The following is a 24,504-nucleotide window of genomic DNA, read 5'->3' as shown; positions in this document are numbered from 1 at the left end:
AAGATCGGCATTCGATGAGCGTACCCGCCAACGTCCAGCGCTTCGAAGCGCTGCTCTATGCATCATTGATGCTGGATGCCGTCTCGGTTGCCGTGCAGGACCGCACGCCCAATGCCGAGATGACCGAGCAGATGATCATGACGGCGACCCTGCTCGCCGGCGGCATGATCCTGCTGCTGGTCTATTTCGTCTGGCTGGCCGCGCGTTGGCGCAAGAACTGGCCGCGCTGGGTGCTGGCCGCAGCGCTCGTGCTGTCGGTGATTTCGCTCGGCCAGATCATCGGCGAAAAGGGCATGGAGCTCGACAGCGCCATCGAAATCGTGTCCTGCGTGCTGACGACGATGGGTCTGTATTTCTCCTTCACCGGCGATGCCCAGGGCTGGTTCAACGCGTAACGTCTTGCGCGATGCCGTAGGGTGGGCAAAGGCGCGCCCTTGCGCGCCGTGCCCACCGTGATCACCAATGTTCGGTCGTAGAAAATTGGTGGGCACGCTTCGCTTTGCCCACCCTACGATAGCTCGAATTGCGCTAGACTTCCTCCCATGGAATGGACCGACGAAGGCATCGTGCTGGGCGTGCGGCGGCATGGCGAAAGCAGCGCCATTGTCGAGCTCTTGACGCGCGGGCACGGCCGGCATCTCGGCCTCGTGCGCGGTGGCGCCAGCTCGCGGCTGCGGCCGCTGCTGCAGCCCGGCAACAGCGTCAGCGCGGTGTGGCGGGCGCGGCTCGACGAGCATCTCGGCACCTATGCGATCGAAGGGTTGAAGCTGCGCGCGGCCACGCTGCTGGGATCGTCCCACGGGGTCTACGGCGTCACGCATCTGGCCTCGATCGCGCGGCTGCTTCCCGAGCGCGATCCGCACGAAGAGATCTTCGCGCTGCTCGAACATTCGCTCGATGATTTCGACGACATCGGCAGCGCGGCGGTGCACCTCATTCACTTCGAGCTGGCGATGCTCGCCGAGCTCGGCTTCGGGCTCGCGCTGCAGAATTGCGCGGTGACCGGCGAGACCACGGACCTGATCTACGTCTCACCCAAATCCGGCGGGGCGGTGTCACGCGGCGCGGGCGAGCCGTGGCGGGACCGGCTGTTGAGGCTGCCGCCGTTCCTGCGGCACGGCGAAACCGCGAGCGAACTCACCGAGCAGGATCTCCAGGATGGGTTCCGGCTGACCGGCCTGTTCCTGCTGCGCCACGTGCTGGAGCCGCGCGGCCAGGGCCATTCCGACGCGCGGGCCGGCTTCATCAATGCGCTGATGCGGCAGCAGGCGAGGGCGGCGATTTCGAACCCATGAGGGAGCCGCGCCTCTGCCCTGCCTCAGGGCATGGAGTTCCCCGGAACGAAATCGGCCTGATGAAGTTGGCGGCGAGGGTTCCACAACGGGGACAGCCTAAAATGTTGATCAGAGGATTTGCGCTGTCGGCGGCGCTGCTTGCCTTTGCGCCGGACGCGATGGCTGGCGAGCCGCAACCCGGCCTGTTTCGCCGCGCCTCCTGCACGGTCGTGCGGTACTATGTGGCGAAATATTCCGCGGCGGCCGCCGAGACATGGGCGCGCGCCCACGGCGCGACGGAGGCCGAGATCGAGACGGCCCGCCGCTGCCTGACCAACATGCCGGCACAGGCAAAGACCCAGACCGTGACCGCCGGCTGGGCCGGGCAGTAGGCTGCCCACAAGGAACGAATCGATCCCGAACCGGGCTGCACGGGACAACGTTGCGCGAGATCCGCTCGTCGTTTCATCTCTCGGAGAGGATGGAGCCTGCTTGGGCGTGCCCATCGTCCGAGAGAGGGAATGATGTGACTCCCAGAGTTTGCGAAGGACGCTCCCCGAACATCATCGAATAATACTGCGAGAAGCGCCCGAGTTCGTAGAAGCCCTGCTGCATCGCGACCGCCGCCACGGTGGTCGAACCCGGCCTGCTCTCCCGCAAGATGGAGTGGATGGTGCACAGGCGCTTGTGGCGCAGGAAGGTGACGGGGCCGAGCCCGAACACCTCTTGAAAGGCGCGATGCAGAGTCCGCCGCGACACCGTGAACGCGGCGCATATTTCCGAAACATGCACCGGACGTGTGCCGGCCTGGTCGAGATACTCCTCGACCCTGCGGATGAGCCGCCTTGCCGAGGGAAGTCTGCCGGAATCGTCGGGCGGCAGCGACGACATCACGTTGGCAGCCATGCATTCGACGATCGATCGTTTCCAGAAATCGGCTGTCGACGGCGTCAGGCTGTCCTTGTAGGCACCCAGATGGGACATGATCCGGACCAGGCCACGGGAGGCCACTGCGCCGGTTGCGGGATCCGCCCGGAAATGACCGCGCTTGCGCCATGTGTCGGGATCGCTCAGGCGCGCCTCTCCGCCGAACAGCGACGCCACCTCATCAAGGTCGAAGCGCATTGCCGCATAGGCCGAGGCGCCGTGAAAGACACCGTCATGCTCGAGCAGCGGCGGGATCACGAGCACGTCGTTCAACTGCATATCGAAGGACCAATGGGCAACGCGCCGCTCGGCCGCCAGCAGCATCCCGATGATCGGCTTGTCGTCGCTGGAAACGCGCTGCGTGCGCATTCCGATGTTGAAGGCGCCGATGCTGAGCGAGAAGTCACCGATGCCGACATGGGACAGTGTCCCGCGTAGCCGCCCGCGTCCGAGCTGCATGACGTCGACGTGAGAGCCGTGCACGGCCTGGTGTAGACCCTCGAAACCGTCGAGCCTCCGCGAATCAACCAGAAGAGACTGCACCATGGTCGTACACTTGTATTGAAGCGCGACATTTGTGCGGCAGACGACGAATGAAATACCACTACAACGCGAAGGGGGCTGTGAATTGAGTTCGCGTTTCAAGGCGAATGATCGTCGAATTCGACGCGATGAATCCGGCATTGGGGCCGCGAATTGAGCGATATGAGACGTAGCATCGCTCGATCCCTGCGACGTGCTGGCACAATCTGCACATCACAGTCGCCATATCTTCGGATACCGTTTGCAACCTAAGCGATATGAATCGAAAGCGCGTTGCGGATCGCGGCGCGGAAGGGGCAGCGTGCTGCTGCATGCTCGGAACGGGTGCGCGAAAGAATGGGAGAGATGTTGACGCAACTCGCGATCTGCATCTCCGGCCTTCAGCGCCAGGAAGAGGGGGACCAGACGATGCGTCCAATGCGCCGGCCAATCTGCCGTCATCGGCGACTGCCGAAGTCGGCATCATAGCACCTGTGGACTACGCGTATCGGAGTTTCCACCATGCTGCGGGCCGACCTCGATCACTGCGAGTGGTTGCCGGATGATGTGAAGACCGGCGAGATGGTCTTCGTTCCCGGCGGCACCTTCCGGATGGGATCCGATCACCACTATCCCGAGGAAGCGCCGAGCCATCGTGTCTCAGTCGACGGTTTCTGGATCGACCGCACGCCGGTGACCAATTGGCAGTTCAAGGAGTTCGTCAACGCCACCGGCCATGTCACGGAGGCGCAGATCGTTCCGGACGCCAAGGACTATCCCGGTGCGATGAAGGAGATGCTCTACGCAGGCTCGCTGGTGTTCTCGCCGCTGCCGCGGATCACGGATCTTGCCGACTGGAGCCAGTGGTGGTCCTTCATGCGCGGCGCCAATTGGCGCCATCCCTACGGCCCCGGCAGCAATATCAAGGGGCTCGACGACCACCCGGTCGTCCACGTCTCCTACAATGACGCGGCCGCCTATGCGCGCTGGGCGGGCAAGGACCTGCCGACGGAAGCGGAGTGGGAGTTCGCTGCGCGCGGCGGCCTCGACGGTGAGGAGTTCGCCTGGGGTGATGCGCTGATGCCGGGCGGCAGGCACATGGCCAACATCTGGCAGGGAAACTTTCCTGTCCAGAACCTCGGCGAGGATGGGTTCGAGCGTACCTCGCCGGTCATGGCCTTTCCGCCGAACGGCTACGGACTCTACGACATGATCGGCAATGTCTGGGAGTGGACCTCGGACTGGTGGTCGTCGCGGCATCAGGCGGAAGCGGCAAAACCCTGCTGCATTCCCAACAATCCCCGCGGTGGCCGGGAGGATGCAAGTTACGACCCGCGCCTGCCGGATATCAGGATTCCGCGAAAGGTGCTGAAGGGCGGCTCACATCTCTGCGCGCCGAATTATTGCCGCCGGTATCGCCCCGCCGCGCGGCACGCCGAGCCGATCGACACCTCGACCAGCCATGTCGGATTCAGGTGCGTGCTGCGATCGCCGCTTGGCGTTCGGGACGCGCAACTTGCGCGCGCCAGGTAACTGTCGCAGGACAGGCCCAAACGGCAACAAGCCCTGTGGATAACTCTGCCTGCGGCCCTGACGCAGGGCAGGGGGCGCATGTCGCTGCCCAGCCTGCTATATATCCGCCCGAATCGCGCCCCAGCGGGGGAGAATTGGCCGGGTTTTTGGAAAGGTGTCCGAGACCCAGCCGGAAGTCTTTGAAAGTAAAGGCCTAATGGGCAAACGAATAGTTCCGCCGGAAGAGCCGGCCGAAATCCATGAGGTGCCGCTGCGGGACGCGCTGGAAGAGCGCTATCTCGCCTATGCGCTGTCCACCATCATGCACCGCGCGCTGCCGGACGCGCGCGACGGCCTGAAGCCGGTGCACCGGCGCATCCTCTACGGCATGCGCCTGCTCCGGCTCGATCCCGGCACGGCGTTCAAGAAGTCCGCCAAGATCGTCGGCGACGTGATGGGCTCGTTCCATCCGCACGGCGACCAGGCGATCTACGACGCCATGGTCCGCCTCGCGCAGGATTTCTCCTCGCGCTACCCGCTGGTCGACGGCCAGGGCAATTTCGGCAATATCGACGGCGATAATCCGGCCGCCTACCGCTACACCGAAGCGCGCATGACCGACGTCGCGCGGCTTCTGCTCGAGGGCATCGACGAGGACGGCGTCGAATTCCGCGCCAATTACGACGGCCAGTCGAAAGAGCCGGTCGTGCTGCCCGGAGGCTTCCCGAACCTGCTCGCCAACGGCGCGCAAGGCATCGCGGTCGGCATGGCGACCTCGATCCCGCCGCACAATGCCGCCGAGCTTTGCGATGCCGCGCTGCATCTGATCGAGAAGCCTGACGCGAAATCCAAGGCGCTGCTGAAGTGGGTCAAGGGCCCCGATTTCCCGACCGGCGGCATCTGCGTCGATTCCAAGCAGGCCATCGCTGAAGCCTACACCACCGGCCGCGGCTCGTTCCGTGTCCGCGCCAGGTGGGAGCAGGAAGAGGGCGCGCGCGGCACCTGGGTCGTCGTCGTTACCGAGATTCCCTTCCTGGTGCAGAAGTCGCGCCTGATCGAGAAGATCGCCGAGCTGCAGGACCAGAAGAAGCTGCCGCTGGTCGGCGACGTCAGGGACGAGTCGGCCGAAGACGTCCGCATCGTGATCGAGCCGAAGTCGAAGAACGTCGATCCGGCGCTGATGATGGAATCGCTGTTCCGGCTGACCGAGCTCGAAAACAAGATTCCGCTGAACCTGAACGTGCTGATCAAGGGCCGCATCCCCAAGGTCGTGGGGCTCGCGGAGTGCTTGCGCGAATGGCTGGACCATCTGCGCGACGTGCTGATCCGCCGCAGCAACTTCCGCAAGGCGCAGATCGAGCACCGGCTGGAAGTCCTCGGCGGCTTCCTGATCGCCTATCTGAACATCGACAAGGTGATCAAGATCATCCGCACCGAGGATGAGCCGAAGCCCGAGCTGATGAAGGCGTTCAAGCTCACCGAGGTGCAGGCCGAAGCCATCCTCAACATGCGCCTGCGCTCCTTGCGCAAGCTCGAGGAAATGGAGATCCGCACCGAGGACAAGAACCTCCGCGCCGAGCTCAAGGGCATCAACGCGGTGCTCGCCTCCGAAGCCGAGCAGTGGAAGAAGGTCGGCGAGCAGGTCGGCAAGGTCCGCGACATGTTCGGACCGAAGACGCCGCTCGGCAAGCGCCGCACCACTTTTGCGGATGCGCCCGAGCACGACCTCGCCGCGATCGAGGAGGCTTTCGTCGAGCGCGAGCCGGTGACCGTCGTCGTGTCCGACAAGGGCTGGATCCGCACCATGAAGGGTCACGTCGAGGATCTCTCGGGGCTCGCCTTCAAGCAGGACGACAAGCTCGGCTTCGCCTTCTTCGCCGAGACGACCTCGAAGCTGCTGCTGTTCGCCACCAACGGCAAGTTCTACTCGCTCGACGTCGCGAAGCTGCCGGGCGGCCGCGGTCACGGCGAGCCGATCCGCCTGTTCATCGACCTCGAGCAGGAGGCGGCGCCCGTCGCGCTGTTCGTCAACAAGGGCGGACGCAAGTTCCTGGTCGCGAGCCACGAGGGCCAGGGCTTCGTCGTCAACGAGGACGATTGCGTCGGCACCACCAAGAAGGGCAAGCAGGTCCTCAACGTCGAGATGCCGAACGAGGCGCGCACGGTCACCGAGGTGCTCGGCGACACCGTCGCCGTCATCGGCGAGAACCGCAAGATGCTGGTCTTCCCGCTCGACCAGGTGCCGGAGATGGCCCGCGGCCGCGGCGTGCGCCTGCAGAAGTACAAGGACGGCGGCCTCTCGGACGTCGCCGTGTTCGACGCCAAGGCCGGCCTGACCTGGAAGGACTCCGCCGGTCGCGAGTTCAGCGCGACCATGAAGGAGCTCGCGGAGTGGCAGGGCACCCGCGCCGACGCCGGCCGCCTGCCGCCGAAGGGTTTCCCGAAGTCGAACAAGTTCGGCCGGGTGATCGGGTAGGGGCGCGGGCCGCGACTGTCGCCACACCACCGGTGTCATGCCCCGCCTAGTGCGCAATTGCGCACGGGGGCGGGGCATCCAGTACGCCGCGGCTTCTCCGCATTCCTCAGCTGTCTCTGGAGTACTGGATCGCCCGGTCAAGCCGGGCGATGACAGTGAGGGTGTGGCGCGCAAACGCGTAGCAGATAGTCCCGAGCGCATACGTGATCGAGGCGCATGGGCACGAACATTGCTTTTTCCTGGTGACTGCAAACGGCTGGTCAAAAGGCAAATAACCCGCAATGTTTAAACTGAAGGCTTTCATTCCGGCGCTGTTCGGCCTCGCGCTGGTGGCGGCTCCCGTGCATGCGGCGGGCAATCTCGTCGCGGTGCTCGAGGCGGAGATCGTCACGCTCGATCCGCATTTCTCCACGGCCTACATCTCGCGCACGTTCGGCTACATGGTGTTCGACACGCTGTTTGCGAAGGACTCCAAGGGCGACATCAAGCCGCAAATGGTGCAGGACTGGAAGGTCTCCGCGGACGGATTGACCTACAGCTTCACGCTGCGCGACGGCCTGAAGTGGCACGACGGCCAGCCGGTGACGGCAGCGGATTGCGTGGCCTCGCTGCGCCGCTGGGGCACCCGCAGCGCGCTCGGCCGCCGCATCTTCGCGATCACGACGTCGCTCGAGCCGACCGATGCGAAGACCTTCGTGCTGACGCTGAAGGAGCCGTCCGGCCTCGTCATCGACGCACTCGGCAATCCCGTCAGCCCCGTCGCCTTCATGATGCCCGAGCGCATTGCGAAAACGCCAGGCGACCAGCGCATCACCGAGATCATCGGCTCCGGTCCGTTCGTCTACAGCAAGGCCGATCATCGCACCGGCGACCGCATGATCCTGAAGAAGTTCGCCGACTATGTGCCGCGTCCAGAGCCCGCCGACTTCCTGGCCGGCGGCAAGCGCGTCAATGTCGACACGCTCGAGATCCGCGTCATTCCTGATGGCGCGACCGCGGCGTCCGCGCTGCAAGCCGGCGAAGTCGACTTCATGCAATACGCGCCGTTCGATCTGTTGCCGCAACTGGAGAAGAACTCCCGCGTCAAGCTCGTCAACTTCGCCGGCGGCAACATGTTCGCGGGCGCCTACCGCCTCAACGCCGCATCGAAACCGTTCGACGATCCCGCCATCCGGCGCGTGCTGTGGAAGCTGGTCGACCAGCGCGAGGTGCTGGATGCGCTCGGTCTGGACGCCAAATACGCCGCTCCTTGCGCGACTTACTTCACCTGCGGCACCACCTATGAGAGCAAGGCCGGCACTGAGGCTGCGGCAAAGCCGTCGATCGAAGCAGCGAAGGCTGCGCTGAAGGCGACCAAATATGCCGGCGAGCCCGTCGTCGTCATGGAGGCCAACGATCTCGAAGCCCCGCGCGTCTCGGCGCAGGTGCTGGCGGAGCGGCTGAAGCAGGCCGGCTTCAACGTCGATCTGCAGGTGATGGACTGGGCGAGCGTGCTGGCGCGGCGCGCCAAGAAGGAGGGCTGGAGCGTCTATGGCGTTCATGCCGGCGGCTACGATCTGGGCTCGCCGCTGACCAACGTCATGGTCGCCTTCAATTGCGCCGATTTCACCGGCTGGCAATGCGATGCGCGCATCACGCCGCTGATGGAAGCCTTTGCCAAGGCGCCCGCCGAGGAGGATCGCAAGAAGATCGCTTCCGAGATCCAGGCCGTCATGTACGATCAGGCGCCGGCGATTCCGTGGGGCCAGTTCGCCCAGCCGGCCGCCTATCGCGCCGAGTGGCGCAATCTGATCCCGTCTGCCATCCCGGTGTTCTGGAACGTTGAGAAGTAACGCGATGTACGATGTCATTGTTGTCGGCGGCGGCTCCGCCGGCGCGGCTGTTGCCGCAAGGCTCTCCGAAGATCCCGCGCGTCGCGTGCTGCTGTTAGAGGCCGGTCTCGACTGGCGCGCCGACGAGGCACCCTGGGAAGTGAGGACGCCGAACCCGATCCCGATCATCCACAAGCGTGAGTATCAGGAGAAATGGCAGTGGCCTGATCTCCTGACGCGCCGCGTGGCGGGGCAGGAGCCGCGCTTCTACTGGCGCGGCAAGGGTCTCGGCGGCTCATCGATGATGAACGGCCAGATCGCCATTCGCGGTGTCGCCGATGCCTTCGACGAATGGGCGGCCAACGGCTGCGCCGGCTGGTCGGCGAAAGAGGTGATGCCGCTATTCTCCGTGATCGAGGACGATCTGGAGTTCGGCGACGCCGCGGGCCACGGACGCGGCGGACCGCTGCCGGTCTACCGCGCTCCATCAGAGACATGGGGCCCGATCGATCGCGGCTTGCACGATGCCGCGCTGGCCAGCGGCTATCCCTGGTGCGCCGATCTCAACGGTCCTGACGGCGAGGGCGTTGCCTGCTATCCCATCAACAGCCGCAACTTGCGCCGCATCACCACCAACGAGGGCTATCTCGAGCCAGCGCGCGGCCGCGCCAATCTGGATATCCGCGGCCACGCACTGGTCGACCGCGTGTTGATCAGCGACGGAAGGGCGACCGGCCTCCGCGTCCACATCGAGGGGCAGGGCACCTACGACATCAGCGCGCGCCAGATCGTGCTGTGCGCCGGCGCGATCCACAGCCCGGCGATCCTGCTGCGCTCGGGCATTGGACCTGCGGAAGAGTTGAAGGCGATGGGGATCGCGGTCGAGCGCGATCTGCCGGTCGGCCGCCACTTCTTCGACCACCCGCTGTTTCGCGCGACGATCCAGCTGCGGGAGGAGCTTCGTCCCACCGATCCCGACACCCGCCACACCAATTGCTGCGTGACCTATTCTTCGGGCCTCGCCAATGGCGGCAAGCGCGACATGATCCTGATCGCCTTCAACCACCGCGGCATCGGCGTGCCCGGAGCGATCGGGGCTGGGCTGTTCAACGCCTATTCGCGTGGCACGCTCAAGCTGGCCTCGACCGATCCCGCGATCGATCCTGTCGTCGAGGAGAACATGCTGGCCGATCTCCGCGACATGCTGCGGATGATGGATGCGGTGAAACGCCTTGCCGTGATCACCTCGCAGCCGGCGCTGTCCGGCATCGCCGACTGGATCAGGCTGACCGACACCGACCTGACGCTGCCGCAGGCCGCTCACCTGCCCGATCACGAGCTCGATGCGCTGCTGCGGCGAGAGACCGGCGACATCCAGCACGCCGCCGGCAGCTGCCGCATGAGCGGCGTTGGCGACCCCGACGGCGTGGTCAACCCCGATGGCACGGTGAAAGGCATCTCCGGCCTGCGCGTCGCCGACGCCTCGATCATGCCGTCCGACTGCCGCGCCAACACCCATTTCACGACGGTGGTGATCGGCGAGGCGATTGCGCGGATGATGATGCGGTAGCACGACAACGACGGTGTCATGCCCCGGCTTGTCCGGGGCATCCAGTACTCCGCGGCTTCTCGTCTCAATCACGACCGTCTCGGAGTACTGGATCGCCCGGTCAAGCCGGGCGATGACACCAATAGTGTGGCGCAAGCTATATCAACACCGTCATTGCGAGCGCAGCGAAGCAATCCAGGATCTTTCCGCGGAGGGATTCTGGATTGCTTCGTCGCAAGGGCTCCTCGCAATGACGGAGCAAGGCCCGAAGCCGTCGCGTCCAATTCCCATGTCAAACAGCAGACACGCCATCGCCTTCTCGCGGCGCATCTCGCCCGAGTTTGACCTCTCGACGTGCCCTCGCAGAGACAAGGGCGCAGGGAAGGCCGGGCGCCTGCTGGCACCCGCAAGTCCGTGCGCCACAAAAAATGCACACGGGGTGGACCACAGGTGTCGCCGGTCGCCCGGCCTTCCCTGCGCGAATGGTTTTAACGGTGTCCTTCGTGCTCTCCCCGGGGAGCGATGCACTATTGCCCCCGTCGCCTTGCGGATGGCTGATGCGCGTGCCGGTCGGCCGCCACATCACCGCAAGCCTTGACGCACAGACCCCGGGCGTCAGGACCACACGACTTCTCCGTCCGCGCACGTCTTCGCTGGGAATCCGAGGGATGGCGTGTGCTCGCCCCCGAAGCCATGCGAAGACGCTGTCGGCGTCGTGTCGTTCGCGCGACGGCCATTGCTCACGGCCGAAGCCGCCCTGCAATGCCGATCGTGCCCGACGCCGTCGCGTCCATCGCTGCCCGGCCCGCGGTTCGTGACGATCGCGATCCGCCCCTTGTCTCGGGCCAGGGTGTTTCGTGTTTACGACAAATCCGAATTTCGGTAAAGTGGAATATTTTGTGAGGTGGGGCTTGACAGGCGGCTTGGTCAAACTGATCGGGCTGTTTTGCCCGACGGGCGCGCTGCTACGAGCTTTTCTTTGAGGACGGGTGCTCGTGAATGGCAGCTTCCAAGGGCAATGCGGAAGTCGCCCCGCTTGGTCATCATCGACGGCTTATGACCCGAAGGCGACATGGGACCGCCATCCATCCAGCGTTGGGAGGCCAGCGTGCCACCGACGGCAAAACATCGTAGAGTATGGCCACGCTCGATCGGCCAAGATGGGCATATTCGAAAGGTGGCTCCAATGGACATCGCCATCCGACCTGCAACGGATAAAGATGCAAACGCGTGCGGTCGCATCTGCTACGAGGGATTTCGAGCCGTCAATGAGCGCTATGGTTTTCCGCTGATCTTTCCGTCAGTGGACGTCGCCACGCAGCGCGTCGGCGGCTTCATTCGACACCCCTCGGTCTTCGCAGTGGTGGCCGAGGCCCACGGCCGCATCGTCGGATTCAATTTTCTCAGCGAGCGAGACCCGATCCGGGCGGTTGGTCCGATCGTCGTCGATCCGGCCGCGCAGGGGCACGGGACCGGGCGGCAACTGATGGAAGCGGTCCTTGAGCGGGCGCGCGGCGCGCGGGGCGTCCGTCTTCTTCAGGATACTTTCAACGTCCAGTCGCTCTCACTCTATGCGGCCCTTGGCTTCGACGCGCGGGAAATTCTTGTGGTGCTCTCGGGCGCGCCGCAGACCGCGCCGCCGTCGCACTGGGAGATACGACCTTTAACGGCGTCGGACATGGCAGGCTGCGAGCGCTTGCACGAGAGCGTCCACGGCTACACGCGCACGAACGAGTTGCGCGACGCGCTCGCGACGGGGGCACCAATCGTGGCGCTGCGGGACACACGTGTGCGGGCCTACATGGCGACGCCGACGATCTGGCTGGCCAATCACGGGGTCGCCGAAACAGAGGAGGATATGCAGGCGCTGCTCCTCGGGGCGCCCCGAATCGTGAAACAGCCAATCTCTTTCCTCTTGCCGGCCCGACGCGCGGCGTTGTTTCGCTGGTGTCTGACGCAAGGCTACCGTGCGATCAGGCCGATGACGCTGATGACGATCGGCGAGTACCGCGAGCCGCAGGGAAGCTACTTCCCGTCAGTCTTGTACTGACTTGCAAGGCCGCGAATTGGACCCTTTGCGACAGGCGACGCGAATTCACTGCAATGCCAAGATGTCTGGTGCTGGCCCGTGGCTGACCTCTACCGGGAGCGCCGCAATGGCCGCTTCCGAGAGGTGAACAGACTAAGGTGATGCTGGCTACCGAGGGCAGCCTTTGACCCATCTGAGACATTGGCCCACAAATTTTGCTATGATGCACAACAACCGGCATCACGCCCGAATGTGATAGCCTAAGCTCGCTTGGAGTCTGTGCAGGAGGGGAAGCCCCATGAGGCGGCGGACATTCGTCGCACTTCTCGGCGGCGCGGTGGCCGCACGGCCGTTCGCTGCACGCGCGCAGCAGAAGGCGATGCCGGTGATCGGCGTCCTTGCCACCGGGGCGCCCGACTCGGCTTCACCGTTTTTGCGCGCGTTCCGCCAGGGCCTGGGCGAAGCCGGCTACGTCGAGGGACGGAATGTGGCGATTGAATACCGCTACGCGGAGGGTCATTACGACCGGCTGCCTGCATTGGCCGCCGATCTCGTCGGCCGCAACGTCGATTTGATCATGGCGAGCAGCCCGCCTTCGGCATTAGCCGCGAAAAGCGCGACCTCGACGATCCCGATCGTCTTCAGGGGTGGCGCCGACCCGGTCGCAGACGAACTGATCGCCAGCCTCGCCCGGCCGGGCGGCAACCTCACGGGTGTCATCACCGTGGCCAACGAGCTGATTGCCAAGCGCCTTGAGCTGCTGTCCGAGCTGGTTCCGCGGGCTGGGGTGTTCGCCCTGCTGGTGAACCCGAACACCTCGACGGCCGAGCATGTCATTCGAGAGGTACAGCAAGCGGCACGAGCGAAGGGGTTGCAGCTGCATGTGCTGAAAGCCGGCAGCGAAAGCGAGATCGACGCAGCCTTCGCCTCCCTGATCCAACTGCATGCTGACGCGCTCGTCGTCGCTGCGGATCCGTTCCTGAGCAGCCAGCGCGAGCGGCTCGCGGCGCTGGCAGCGCGCCATGCCGTTCCGGCGATCTATGCGTGGCGCGAGAACGTCGCTGTCGGCGGCCTGATCAGCTACGGATCGAACCTTGCATCTGCCTTTCGCATGGTCGGTGTTTACGCGGGAAAGGTCCTCAAGGGCGCCAAGCCTGCCGATCTGCCGGTGGAGCAGCCGACCAAATTCGAGTTGGTCATCAACATCAAAACTGCCAAAGCGCTCGGCCTCACAGTGCCGCCTTCGTTACTCACCAGCGCCGACGAGGTGATCGAATAGTCACGCTATTTTTCTGCACTGCATGAGTCCGAAATTGGCCCAAAGCCGCCATGCAGCCCCGTCGGCTTCGATGTCGCCTTCCAACAGCAAACCGGACCAACGAACCGACGAGTACGTGCCTCAAATCACCCCCGCCAGCCTTAGCGCCACCCCCGCCGCGCAGCTTCCCGCCAGCACCGTCAGCATGCCCAGCTTCAGCCGGAAGATCGCCGTTGCCGCCGCGATCGCCAGCACCAGCGCCGGCACATCGACGCTTGTCAGCACCGGCATATCGAAATTCAGCGGAAACGCATGCACCGGCACGGTCTCGCGGAACAGCGTGTGCAGCGCGAACCAGATCGAGAGGTTGAGGATCACGCCGACGACCGCGGCGGTGATCGCGCTCAGCGCGCCGGCAAGTCCCGTGTTGCCGCGCAGGCGCTCGATATAGGGGGCGCCGACGAAGATCCAGAGGAAGCAGGGCGTGAAGGTGACCCAGGTCGCGAGCAATCCGCCGAAGGTTGCAGCGACCATCGGCGACAGGCCGCCCGGGTCGCGATAGGCCGCCATGAAGCCCACGAACTGCAGCACCATGATCAGTGGGCCCGGCGTGGTCTCGGCCATGCCGAGGCCGTCGAGCATCTCGTGCGGCTTCAGCCAATGATAATGCTCGACCGCCTGCTGGGCGACATAGGCCAGCACGGCGTATGCGCCGCCGAAGGTGACGAGCGCCATCTTCGAGAAGAATAGCGCGATCTGGCTGAAGACGTTGGCCTGTCCGAACGCGGCGAGCAGCGCGATCACCGGCACCAGCCAGAGGGCGAGCCACAGCGCACCGACGCGGATCGCGCGCGCCGTGTCGGGGCGGACGTGATCCGGCACGGCCTCACCGAGCATGCTGTCGATCGCCGCGCCGCTGCCGCCATGACCGTGACCGGCCGGGGCGAATTCCGGCCGGCCTTGCCTTGCGCCGATATATCCGATCACGCCGGCGGCGATGATGATGATCGGGAAGGGGACGGCGAAGAAGAAGATCGCGACGAAGGCGATTGCGGCGAGCGCGATCATGATGCGGTTCTTCAGCGCGCGCTTGCCGACGCGCACCACGGCCTCGACCACGATGGCGAGCACGGCGGCCTTGAGGCCGAAGAACAGCGCCTCGACGAAGCTGACATTGCCGAAAGCCGCGTAGATGTAGCTCAAGGCCATGATGGCGATGATGCCGGGCAGGACGAACAACCCGCCCGCCATCAGCCCGCCGGCGGTGCGATGCATCAGCCAGCCGACATAGGTCGCAAGCTGCTGCGCCTCCGGTCCCGGCAGCAGCATGCAATAGTTGAGCGCATGCAGGAAGCGGCCCTCGGAGATCCACTTCTTCTCCTCGACCAGGATGCGGTGCATCACCGCGATCTGGCCCGCGGGCCCGCCAAAACTCAGGCAGGCGACGCGGAGCCAGACGCGGAAAGCCTCGTTGAAGCTGATGCCGTGACCGGCATCAGCTCCCGTTGCATTGGCGCGGGTGTCCATTACGCCTTCACCTTGTTGGTCGGCCAGTTGTGCGTCTCGGTGGTGGCGTCGCGGCACCAGCGGTAGAAGGCATCGTAGAGTGTCACGCCGGCCTCGAGCTGCTCGAGATCGTCGTCATACATCCGCGATAGCCCGAGCGAGGCCGCAAGCAGGCCCGCTGCCTCCGGCGCCAGATCCGGCCGCGCGGTGTCGGCGCCGCGGACCAGCGTCGCGAGGCGGAGCAGGGCCGGCGTCGCAATGCCGAACTCCTCGATCATGACGTCGAAGGTGCAGAGCTCGCCGCGGTGGCTCCAGAACACGTTCTCGATGTCGAAGGGGGCGGCGTTGAAGTGCTCGCCGACCGCGACGACCTCGGACGGCGCCACATACAGGAACACCGCATCGGGATCGACGAAGCGGCGGATCAGCCAGGGGCAGGCGATGCGGTCGACCTTCGGCCGCGCCCGCGTGACCCAGACGGTGCGCCCCTTGGCGTCGCGCGGCGGCAGCTTGCTGGTGTCGAGCAACGGCAGGTTTGCCGCTTTCCAGCCCTCGAAGCCGCCATCGAGCGTCTCTGCCTGTACGCCGAGTTGCCTCAGCCAGGCGGCCGTGCCCTGCGCGAGCTTGCCGCCGCGCAGGCAGGAGACGATGACCGAGCGGCCGGCAAATTCGCAGCCCCATTCCGCAACGGTCTCGTGGCTGCGCTTGATGGAGCCGGGGATCAGCCGCCGGTCGGCGGCAAAATCCTCCTCCGTCCGCACGTCGATCAGGACCGGCGCGTTCGCAGTTCCGATCAGCCGGGCCAATTTGTCAGGTGATATGGTCGTGAATGTAGACATGATGCGTCCTCGCATAAACCGAACGGGACGCGATACTTGGGCATGTCGCCTCGTGGGGAGATCGCTCAAATCCCCATGGCGCCAATTACAGCGAAACCGGGGGGGCCTGTCAATCGCCGGTTTCATCGGCATTTGCCGTTAGAAAGATGTTCCGCCGGGGCCTATATTGGCCTTCGGATTCTGTTTTCCGGAGATTTGGCCGATGCACTCCCATTCCATCGAGCAGTGGACCCATGACCACGCCTTCCTGGGTGAGAAGCACGACGAGAACGAGCGGCGCACCTGGCTCGTCGTTGTGCTGACGCTGGTCATGATGGTCGGCGAGATCGTCGCCGGCTCGCTGTTCGGCTCGATGGCGCTTCTGGCCGACGGCTGGCACATGGGAACGCATGCGGCGGCGCTCGGCATTGCCGCCTTCGCCTACCGCTTCGCGCGCCGGCACCTGGGCAATGCGCACTTCACCTTCGGCACCGGCAAGTTCGGCGATCTCGCCGCCTTCTCCAGCGCGATCATCCTGGGACTGATCGCGGTCGAGATCGCCTATGAGAGCGTGCTGCGGCTGATCACGCCGGTGCCGATCGTCTATGGCGAGGCGATCGCGGTGGCCGCGCTGGGGCTGTGCGTCAATCTCGCCAGCGCGTGGCTGCTGCGCGACAGCCACGACCATCACCATCACGGCCATGATCATGGCGACAGCCATGCGCATCATGATCACGATGATCATGACCACGACCATGATCACCACCATCATCATCACGACAACAACCTTCGTGCGGCCTACGTTCACGTCATGGCGGACGCAGCAACCTCGGTGCTGGCGATCGGCGCCCTTGTGGTTGCGATGTCTTCGGGCTGGGTCTGGGCCGACCCGGCGGTCGGACTGATCGGCAGCGCCGTGATCGCAAGCTGGGCGTTCGGCCTGATCAAGTCGTCAGGCGCGGTGCTGCTCGACGTCCGCGCCGACGAGAAGCTGGAGCGGGTGATCCGGGCGCGCATGGAGGTCGGCGAGGACCGCGTCACCGATCTGCATCTGTGGCAGGTCGGCCCCGGCCATTGCGCCGTGCTGGTGTCGGTGGTGTCGGACAAGCCGAAGCAGCCGGCGGTCTACAAGAAGCGGCTCGCCGGGCTGAAGGGCCTCAGCCACGTCACGGTCGAAGTCGAGACCTGCCCGCACTGATGTGATCGGCGCGAGCGGAATTCTGCGGCGCGGCCGGGGTTGATCCCTCGGTCGCAGCTTCCCAAGCACTTGCCAAGGAGGACCAGGGATGATGTCCAGGCTCAAGCTCGCCGCCGCCGCACTCGCCTTGTTCGGTCATGCAGCGATGGCCCAGTCGGAGAGGACCGGCGTCGAAAGGCTCTACGTCCTCAACTGCGGCGAGGGCACCGCCGGCGACATCTCGCGCTGGACGCCCGGCATCAACGAGGGCAAGCCGATGGATTTCGTCGACAGCTGCTATCTCGTCAAGCACGCCAAGGGCTGGTTCCTGTGGGACACCGGCATCGCCGATGCCGTCGCCGCCATGCCCAATGGCCTGGCACCGGCCGATCCCAAGGCCGTGACCTGGCGCCGGCCGAAGACACTTGCCGTCCAGCTCGAACAGCTCAGTGTCAAGCCCGACGACATCAAGGCCATGGCCGTCTCGCATACGCATCCGGACCATTCCGGCAATGTCGAGCTGTTCCCGCAGGCCACGCTCTACGTGCAGAAGGCAGAATATGACTGGCCCGGCGCCAACAACGAGCCGCGCTTCAAGCCCTCGCATCCGGTCGAGCAACTCGCAGGCGACAAGGATGTGTTCGGCGACGGCAGCCTGACCATCCTGTCGACGCCCGGCCACACGCCGGGGCACCAGTCGCTGCTGGTGAAGCTGCCCAAGACCGGCGCGGTGGTCCTCTCCGGCGACGCGGTGCACTTCAGGGATAATTGGGACAACCGCCGCGTGCCCAGCATGAACGTCAACAAGGACCAGACCGCGGCCTCGATGCAGAAAATCGCCGAAATCCTCACCAGGGAGAAGGCGCAGCTCTGGATCAACCACGACAAGGCCCAGCGCGACAGCCAGAAGATGGCGCCGGAGTTTTACGACTGAAGCTCGGATCAGCTCTTCGGCACCGTCGCCGCGGGCGGGTTCGCCTCCGGCGACTTCTTCGGTTTCAGCGTGCCGGCATAGAACGAGAGCAGCCACACCAGCAGGACGGCGAGGAGATAGACGCCCCAGGCCTGCGGCGGTGTGGTCGCCCAGCGCAAAAGGCCCTTGAAGGTGCGGGGCGGACTGTTGTCGTCGGTCATGGCCCGCTTGTGCGCGAAAGCGGCGATGCGGTCAATCCGGCCGCCGCTCGGCGCGGATCAGGAACAGCGCCGCCAGCGCCGAGAGGCTGAGCGCGGATGAGACGATCAGCACCTTGGCGCCCATGACGTCGATGAGCAGGCCGAACACCAGCGGGGCCACCGCCTGCGCCATCCGCGCCGGCGCGCCGATGATGCCGAGGCGATAGCCGAAATCCTTCGGGCCGAAGATCGACAGCGGCAGCGTGCCGCGGGCGATCGTCAGGATGCCGTTGCCCGAGCCGTGGAACAGCGCAAAGGCGCTGGCGGCCGCACCGCCGAAGATGGCGACGACGGCAGCGCCGATCGGGTGGGTGAGAGAGGCGAGCCGCGTCGACCACAAGGGATGAAAGCGGCTGAGAACTCCGGCTTCGAGGATGCGCGCCGCCACTTGCGCCGGGCCGATCAGCGCGCCGGCCGCGATCGCCTCGACATGTGTCGCGCCCGTGGCCTCGACGATGCGCGGGAAATGCACCGCCATCGCGCCGGTGACGGTCCAGACCGCGGCGAAGACGAAGGCGAGCAGGAGCATGGTGCGGTCGAGCGGCAAATGCGGCTTCTCGGCCGTCGCCGCCGCCTGTTTGGCGCCCTTGATCGCGGGCAGCATGAAGAAGTTGAGCGGCAGGCCGATCACGATGTTGGCGGCGGCCCAGGCAAAACAGGTCTCGCGCCAGCCGATATGGGCGAGGCCCCAGGCGGTGAGCGGCCAGCCGACCGTGGAGGCAAAGCCCGCCATCAGCGTGATCCCGGTGATGGGCCGGCGCGCCTCGGTGCCGTAGATGCGCCCCAGCGCGGCGAAGGCGGCATCATAGAGTCCCATCGCCATGCCGATGCCGAGCACGAGCCAGGCGATCGCCATCACCAGAACGGATTGCGACAACCCAAGGAGTACGAGGCCGGCGGCGATGGTCAGGTTGGAGGCCGACAGCACCTGCCGCCCGCCGACGAGATCGATCTGCCGCCCGATGCGCGGGCCGAGCATCGCCGAGATCACCAGCGAGGCGGAGAATGCGCCGAAGATCCAGTTGGAGGAGACGCCGAGGTCGTGCGCCATGGGGTCGGCGAGCAGGGCCGGCAGATAATAGCTGGAAGCCCAGGCCAGGGTCTGCGTGGTGCCGAGCGCCAGGATGATCGGAAGCTGGCGCTGGCTCATCTGCGCGTGCTTTCGATTCTGGCCGGCAAAGTCATCATCGCAAGCATTTGCCGTCCGTGCTGCGAGCGCGTCAACCGCGGCTGCGGCATATTCGACCTGCGCGGGATGGGGAACCTTGCGCACGGGCCGAGAGAGGCTTGCGCCTTTCGTTCGTCACGAATGCACGCCATAATGGCGCATGCAATTGACCTCGCGCCTTGCGCTGATGAACTGGCTGACCGGCCAGGGGCTGACGGGCCTGCCCGAAAACGAGCTGCTCCGCGGGTTCTGCGAGCGCTGCCGCGCCGAGGGCCTGGAGCTGTCGCGGGGGCTGGTCGTCATCGACACGCTGCATCCGATCTATGAAGGCCGCGGCTTCCGCTGGAGCGACCGGGCCAGCAACGAGAGCGACGTGTTCGAATACGGCTCGACCGCCGAGGGCGATGCCGCCAAGAGCTGGCGCCGCTCGGTGTTCTTCCACATGCTCGAGCACGGCCACGACGAGATGGTGATCGATCTCGCCGACGCGCCGTCGCTGGATTTCTCGCAGATCGGCGAGCTCGCCGAGAAGGGCCACAAGCACTATCTCGCCTTCGTGCATCGCTTCGGCGAGAACGGCGCGCTCGGCCTGATGGATTGCCTGTATTCCTGCTGGACCACACGCCGCCCCGAAGGCTTTGGCGAGGACGGGCTCGAGGCGCTGCGCGATCTGGTGCCGGTGCTGGGACTTGCGATCAAGTCGGCGCAGCAGGTCGATATCGCGCGCACGCTCGGCCGGGTCTATCTCGGCCGCGATGCCTCCGAGCAGGTGCTGCGCGGACGCATCTCGCGCGGCGTCACCGAGCGCATCAACGCCGTGCTCTGGTATTCGGATTTGCGCGGCTCGACCGGGATCAGCGAGAGCATCGGCCCGGACGAGATCATCCCGTTCCTCAACGACTATGCGCAGGCGGTGATCGACGCGATCCACGACGCCGGCGGCGACGTCCTGAAGCTGATCGGCGACGGCGTGCTCGCGATGTTCACCGGCGAGGACATGGCAGCGGCGCGCCGCGCCGCATTGCGCGCCGAGCATCTGTCCCGCCAGAACGTCGCGGCGCTGAACGCGCGCCGGGCGGCCGACGGCCGTCCCATCACGTCGGCCTATATCGGCCTGCATGTTGGCGAGGTCTTTTACGGCAATATCGGCAGCGAGGATCGGCTCGATTTCACGGTGGTGGGCCCGACGGTGAACGAGGTCAGCCGCATTGCCTCGATGAGCCGCTCGGTCGATCGCGAGCTCTTGGCATCAGCGGAGTTCTACAAGGGCCTGGATGCGGCCGGCCGCCGCTATCTCGTCTCCACCGGCCGCTACGCGCTACGCGGCATCGGCCGCGCGCAGGACCTCTACACGCTCGATCCCGAGGTCGACGCCAGCGAGCCGGTGACGGGGAGCTATGAGCGGTATCTGGCGGGTTAGGCGGGCTGCTTCCGCATACTCCGTCATTGCGAGGAGCCCTTGCGACGAAGCAATCCAGACTGTCCCCGCGGAGAGATACTGGATTGCTTCGCTTCGCTCGCAATGACGGTGTGGCTAACACCGCACCGCCACCTCATCCCCCACCATGTCCGGCTGCCGGTCGAGTGCCGCTGCCGGCGACAGCAGGATCACCAGCGCCTGCGCGCCGAACACGGCTGCGGCGAGATAAAGGCAGGCTTCCGCGCTCCAGAGGCCGCCGACGATCGCACCCAGCGCGGAGCCGAGCGGACGGGCGCCGTAGCTCATGATGTTGATGGCGGAGACGCGGCCGAGCAGGCGCGGCGGCGTCACCGACTGGCGCAGCGTCGTGGTCGAGATCACCCACAGGATCGGCCCGACGCCGAGCAGGAAGAAGCTCAAGGCCGCAAGCCAGGGCGAGGGGACCAGCACCGTCAGCGCCATCACCACCGAGGCGACGAAGCCCGTGACCGGACCGAGGCCGACGACCGTGCCGAAGGCGATGCGCTGCATCACGCGCGTGGCGAGGAGCGCGCCGATCACCATGCCGACGCCGTACATCGTCAGCACCGTGCCGACACCGGCGGCGGTCAGGCCGAGGTGACGCACTGCATAGGGCACGAATACCGCGATCTGCAGAAACCAGCCGGTGTTGAAGATGAACTGGGTGATGAACACCGGCCGCAGCAGCGGATGCTGGAACACGAAGGCCGCGCCCTCGCGGATCTCCTGGAACGGATGACGGCGCGGCGAGGGGGCCCGCGCGGGCTCGTAGATGCCGGAGAGCAGCACGACGGCGACGGCCGAGAGCGCCGCCGCAAAGCCGAACGCCAGGCTCGCTCCCCACCAGCCGACCAGGGCGCCGCCGAGCGCCGGCCCACTTGCAAAGGCAATGGTGCGTGCAAGCTCGATCCGCGCATTCGCTGCGGGCAGGAGATCAGCGCTGACCAGCGAGGGCACCAGGGCCGGCGCAGCGACGCTGTAGACGACGGTGCCGCACACCGCAGTGAAGCCGAGCAGCGCCAGCAGCGGCAGGTTGAGCGCGCCGAGCGCGAGCAGTAGCACGATGGCCGCGAGCGCCGCGGCCCGCAGCGCCTCTGCGCCCGCCATCAGCGCCCGGCGGGAGATGCGGTCGGCGAGCAGGCCGGCCGGAATGGCGAACAGCACGAAGGGCAGGGTCAGCGCGGTCTGCAGCACGCCGGTCTGGCCTTCGGCGACCCCGAGCGTCAGCACGGCGACGATCGGGGCGGCAGCCAGCGCGATCTGCTCGGCGGACTGCGCCGCCAGATTGGACCAGGCGAGGCGGCTGAAGGTCTCGGGGAGGCGCGGTGAATTTGACATGGCTCATTTCCTGCAACGTCGGATTGGCGCCACTATCCGCTTCCGGGCGCGGCCAAACCCACCCGGTTTCCGACAGGGCGGGGCAAGACGCGGCCGCACTGGGACCTGATGTGGCTAGATGCAGTTGCAAATGAGTTGCAATAAGCCCCGACTTCGGTATTCTGACCGCATGGATGCCCGATCGCCTGATTTGACCCCCGATGCCGCCGGCTGGCGCACTGATGCGCCAACCACTAAGAGCCTCGCCGAAGTGAACGCCACGGTCGCCATTCCGGCCGCGGGCCGCTGGTGGCGGCGGCTGCTCGCCTTTGTCGGTCCGGGCTATCTCGTCTCGGTCGGCTACATGGACCCCGGCAACTGGGCGACCGACCTCGCCGGCGGCTCGAAGTTCGGCTACACGCTGCTGTCCGTCATCCTGCTCTCGAACCTGATGGCGATCCTGCTGCAGTCGCTGGCGGCGCGGCTCGGCATCGTCACCGACCGCGATCTCGCGCAGGCCTGCCGCGCCACCTATTCGCCGGCGGTGAACTTCCTGCTCTGGCTCGCCTGCGAGGCCGCGATCATCGCCTGCGATCTCGCCGAGGTGATCGGCACCGCGATCGCGCTGAAACTCCTGTTCGGCATTCCCCTGATCGGCGGCGCGTTGCTCGCAGCGCTGGATGCGTTCCTGTTGCTGCTCCTGATGAACCGCGGCTTCCGTTTCCTGGAGGCCTTTGTCATCGCGCTGCTGGCGGTGATCGCAGTCTGCTTCGCGGTCCAGATCGTAGCGGCGGCTCCGCCGGTCGCGGAGGTCCTGCACGGTTTTGTGCCGAAGACCGAGATCTTCACCAATCCGGAGATGCTCTACATCGCGATCGGCATCATCGGCGCCACGGTGATGCCGCATAATCTCTATCTGCACTCCTCGATCGTGCAGACGCGCGCCTATGAGCGTAACGACGAGGGCCGCCGCGAGGCGATCAAATGGGCGACGACGGACTCCACCATCGCCCTGATGCTGGCGCTGTTCATCAACGCCGCGATCCTCGTCGTGGCGGCCGCGACCTTCCACAGAAGCGGCCATTCCGACGTCGCCGAGATCGGCCAGGCCTTCGAGTTGCTGTCGCCGCTGCTCGGCCTCGGCATTGCCTCGACGCTGTTTGCGGTGGCGCTGCTCGCCTCGGGCCTCAACTCGACCGTCACTGCGACGCTCGCCGGCCAGATCGTGATGGAGGGCTTTCTCGATCTGCGCCTGCCGAGCTGGGCGCGCCGCCTCTTGACGCGCGGCATCGCGATCGTTCCGGTGATCATCGTCACCGCGATCTATGGCGAGCGCGGCACGGCCGATCTGCTGGTGTTCAGCCAGGTCGTGCTGTCGATGCAGCTGCCTTTTGCGGTCATCCCGCTGGTCCGCTTCGTCTCCGACCGCCGCAAGATGGGCCAGTTTGCGATCCCGGTGTCCGTCGCGGCGATCGCGTGGATCGTCGCGGGGGTGATCGTGATTTTGAATCTGAAGCTGCTGGCGGATACGCTGTTCGGGTGATGTTGCTGTCATCGCCCGGTTTAGCCGGGCGATCCAGTATTCCAGAGACGGTTATGATTAAGCCGAGAAGCCGCGGCGTACTGGATGCCCCGGTCAAGCCGGGGCATGACAGAAAGCTAATCCTGCGGCTCGGACGCCGTATCGCCCTGCGCGTCGATGCGCAGCCATCCTGACGGGGCGAGGCGCTGCTGCGGCAGGAAGCGGGCCTTGTAGTCCATCTTCTTGGAGCCTTCGATCCAGTAGCCGAGATAGACGTAAGGCAGGCCCTGACGTCGCGCGCGGGCGATGTGGTCGAGGATCATGAAGGTGCCCATCGAGCGGCTGACCTGACTCGGCTCGAAGAACGAATAGACCATCGACAGGCCGTCGCTGAGGACATCGGTGAGGGCGACCGCGATCAGCTCCTCGCCGCGGCCGGTGATGTCGCTGTCGGGGCCGCGCTTGCGGTACTCGATGATGCGGGTCTCGACATGGCTGTCCTCGACCATCATGGCGTAGTCGAGCACGGTCATGTCGGCCATGCCGCCATGGCGGTGGCGGGCGTCGAGATAGGCGCGGAACACCGAATATTGCTCGGAGGTCGGCACCGCGCTGCGCTGCTCGCCGATGATGTCGGAGTTTCGCGCCATCACCTTGCGGAAGTTGCGCGAGGGGCGGAACTCGTTGGCGATGACCCGGACCGAGACGCAGGCGCGGCACTGGTCGCAGGCCGGCCGGTAGGCGATCGACTGGCTGCGGCGGAAGCCGCCATGGGTCAGAAGGTCGTTGAGGTCGCCGGCGCGGTCACCCACGAGGTGCGTAAACACCTTGCGCTCGTGCCGGCCCGGCAGATAGGGGCAGGGCGAGGGCGCCGTGAGGTAAAACTGGGGGGTGTCGCGCGAATGCTGGGTCAAGGGACGTCGTGGGCCTCCGAAGTGTGTATCAGCATCGCGCTACGGAAGCTCTCGGTCAATTGGTCTGCTCGGCAGGTCAGATGCGTCAGCTTAGTCGGTCCTGGTTGATA

The 24,504-nt window shown here is 65.6% G+C and carries 20 protein-coding genes; 13 read left to right on the top strand and 7 right to left on the bottom strand.

Annotated elements, in window-relative coordinates; translation table 11 throughout:
* Positions 1-14: 14 nt before the first annotated feature.
* From GGD63_RS31605 to GGD63_RS31595, 3 genes are all read left to right on the top strand, one after another.
* Complete coding sequence (locus GGD63_RS31605) at positions 15-395, top strand: hypothetical protein (protein WP_183247862.1); 381 nt, start codon at positions 15-17, stop codon at positions 393-395.
* A 147-nt stretch (positions 396-542) separates the two neighbouring features.
* Complete coding sequence (recO, locus tag GGD63_RS31600) at positions 543-1,295, top strand: DNA repair protein RecO (protein ID WP_183247860.1); 753 nt, start codon at positions 543-545, stop codon at positions 1,293-1,295.
* A 101-nt stretch (positions 1,296-1,396) separates the two neighbouring features.
* The gene (locus GGD63_RS31595; RefSeq protein ID WP_183247859.1) at positions 1,397-1,666 is read left to right on the top strand and encodes a hypothetical protein; all 270 of its coding nucleotides are present in this window, start codon (positions 1,397-1,399) and stop codon (positions 1,664-1,666) included.
* Positions 1,667-1,739: 73 nt separating this feature from the next.
* Here the strand turns inward: GGD63_RS31595 and GGD63_RS31590 are convergent, their stop codons facing one another.
* Positions 1,740-2,747 (bottom strand): helix-turn-helix domain-containing protein, encoded by a 1,008-nt coding sequence (locus tag GGD63_RS31590; RefSeq protein ID WP_183247856.1) that lies wholly within the window; start codon positions 2,745-2,747, stop codon positions 1,740-1,742.
* 498 nt (positions 2,748-3,245) lie between these two features.
* Between GGD63_RS31590 and GGD63_RS31585 the strand changes: the two genes are divergently transcribed.
* The 6 genes from GGD63_RS31585 (at position 3,246) to GGD63_RS31560 (ending at position 13,379) form a co-directional block, all read left to right on the top strand.
* Positions 3,246-4,256 carry a formylglycine-generating enzyme family protein gene (locus GGD63_RS31585; RefSeq protein WP_183247855.1) on the top strand — a complete coding sequence of 337 codons (1,011 nt, stop codon included), beginning with the start codon at positions 3,246-3,248 and terminating at the stop codon, positions 4,254-4,256.
* A gap of 196 nt (positions 4,257-4,452) precedes the next feature.
* Entirely contained in the window at positions 4,453-6,711 is a 2,259-nt protein-coding gene (gene parC / locus GGD63_RS31580; RefSeq protein WP_183247852.1) for a DNA topoisomerase IV subunit A, read from the top strand.
* 281 nt (positions 6,712-6,992) lie between these two features.
* Entirely contained in the window at positions 6,993-8,543 is a 1,551-nt protein-coding gene (locus tag GGD63_RS31575) for an ABC transporter substrate-binding protein (RefSeq protein WP_183247850.1), read from the top strand.
* A 4-nt stretch (positions 8,544-8,547) separates the two neighbouring features.
* The gene (locus tag GGD63_RS31570; RefSeq protein ID WP_183247848.1) at positions 8,548-10,092 is read left to right on the top strand and encodes a GMC family oxidoreductase; all 1,545 of its coding nucleotides are present in this window, start codon (positions 8,548-8,550) and stop codon (positions 10,090-10,092) included.
* Between the two features lie 1,165 nt (positions 10,093-11,257).
* Positions 11,258-12,121, top strand: coding sequence for a GNAT family N-acetyltransferase (locus tag GGD63_RS31565; protein ID WP_183247846.1), 864 nt, complete (start codon positions 11,258-11,260; stop codon positions 12,119-12,121).
* A gap of 277 nt (positions 12,122-12,398) precedes the next feature.
* Complete coding sequence (locus GGD63_RS31560) at positions 12,399-13,379, top strand: ABC transporter substrate-binding protein (protein ID WP_183247844.1); 981 nt, start codon at positions 12,399-12,401, stop codon at positions 13,377-13,379.
* A 120-nt stretch (positions 13,380-13,499) separates the two neighbouring features.
* Here GGD63_RS31560 and chrA read toward each other — a convergent pair whose 3' ends face one another.
* Together chrA and GGD63_RS31550 are read right to left on the bottom strand one after the other, a co-directional pair.
* On the bottom strand, positions 13,500-14,885 hold the full coding sequence (chrA, locus tag GGD63_RS31555) for a chromate efflux transporter (RefSeq protein WP_183247842.1): 1,386 nt from the start codon (positions 14,883-14,885) through the stop codon (positions 13,500-13,502).
* On the bottom strand, positions 14,885-15,703 hold the full coding sequence (locus GGD63_RS31550) for a chromate resistance protein ChrB domain-containing protein (RefSeq protein ID WP_183247840.1): 819 nt from the start codon (positions 15,701-15,703) through the stop codon (positions 14,885-14,887). The genes chrA and GGD63_RS31550 overlap by 1 nt, the downstream gene beginning before the upstream one ends.
* Positions 15,704-15,905: 202 nt before the next feature.
* Here GGD63_RS31550 and dmeF point away from each other — a divergent pair, with 202 nt between their 5' ends.
* Positions 15,906-16,880 carry a CDF family Co(II)/Ni(II) efflux transporter DmeF gene (gene dmeF, locus GGD63_RS31545; RefSeq protein WP_183247838.1) on the top strand — a complete coding sequence of 325 codons (975 nt, stop codon included), beginning with the start codon at positions 15,906-15,908 and terminating at the stop codon, positions 16,878-16,880.
* Between the two features lie 88 nt (positions 16,881-16,968).
* Positions 16,969-17,793: an N-acyl homoserine lactonase family protein gene (locus tag GGD63_RS31540; protein WP_183247836.1), complete on the top strand. Its 825-nt coding sequence runs from the start codon at positions 16,969-16,971 to the stop codon at positions 17,791-17,793.
* 8 nt (positions 17,794-17,801) lie between these two features.
* Here GGD63_RS31540 and GGD63_RS31535 read toward each other — a convergent pair whose 3' ends face one another.
* Together GGD63_RS31535 and GGD63_RS31530 are read right to left on the bottom strand one after the other, a co-directional pair.
* On the bottom strand, positions 17,802-17,993 hold the full coding sequence (locus tag GGD63_RS31535) for a hypothetical protein (RefSeq protein ID WP_183247835.1): 192 nt from the start codon (positions 17,991-17,993) through the stop codon (positions 17,802-17,804).
* Positions 17,994-18,024: 31 nt separating this feature from the next.
* Complete coding sequence (locus GGD63_RS31530) at positions 18,025-19,182, bottom strand: MFS transporter (protein WP_183247834.1); 1,158 nt, start codon at positions 19,180-19,182, stop codon at positions 18,025-18,027.
* A 178-nt stretch (positions 19,183-19,360) separates the two neighbouring features.
* Here GGD63_RS31530 and GGD63_RS31525 point away from each other — a divergent pair, with 178 nt between their 5' ends.
* Positions 19,361-20,620, top strand: coding sequence for an adenylate/guanylate cyclase domain-containing protein (locus GGD63_RS31525; RefSeq protein WP_183247833.1), 1,260 nt, complete (start codon positions 19,361-19,363; stop codon positions 20,618-20,620).
* Between the two features lie 114 nt (positions 20,621-20,734).
* Here the strand turns inward: GGD63_RS31525 and GGD63_RS31520 are convergent, their stop codons facing one another.
* A complete protein-coding gene (locus tag GGD63_RS31520; protein WP_183247832.1) occupies positions 20,735-21,979 on the bottom strand; it encodes an MFS transporter in 1,245 nt (414 codons plus the stop codon).
* A 169-nt stretch (positions 21,980-22,148) separates the two neighbouring features.
* Here GGD63_RS31520 and GGD63_RS31515 point away from each other — a divergent pair, with 169 nt between their 5' ends.
* Entirely contained in the window at positions 22,149-23,501 is a 1,353-nt protein-coding gene (locus GGD63_RS31515; RefSeq protein ID WP_183247831.1) for an Nramp family divalent metal transporter, read from the top strand.
* Positions 23,502-23,617: 116 nt separating this feature from the next.
* Here GGD63_RS31515 and GGD63_RS31510 read toward each other — a convergent pair whose 3' ends face one another.
* The gene (locus GGD63_RS31510) at positions 23,618-24,394 is read right to left on the bottom strand and encodes an arginyltransferase (protein ID WP_183247830.1); all 777 of its coding nucleotides are present in this window, start codon (positions 24,392-24,394) and stop codon (positions 23,618-23,620) included.
* Positions 24,395-24,504: the final 110 nt, after the last annotated feature.

The organism is Bradyrhizobium sp. cir1 (genome assembly GCF_014198245.1).
GTDB lineage: Bacteria > Pseudomonadota > Alphaproteobacteria > Rhizobiales > Xanthobacteraceae > Bradyrhizobium.
Note: the sequence above shows the minus strand (reverse complement) of the source record. Positions and strands in the feature narration are given on the sequence as shown.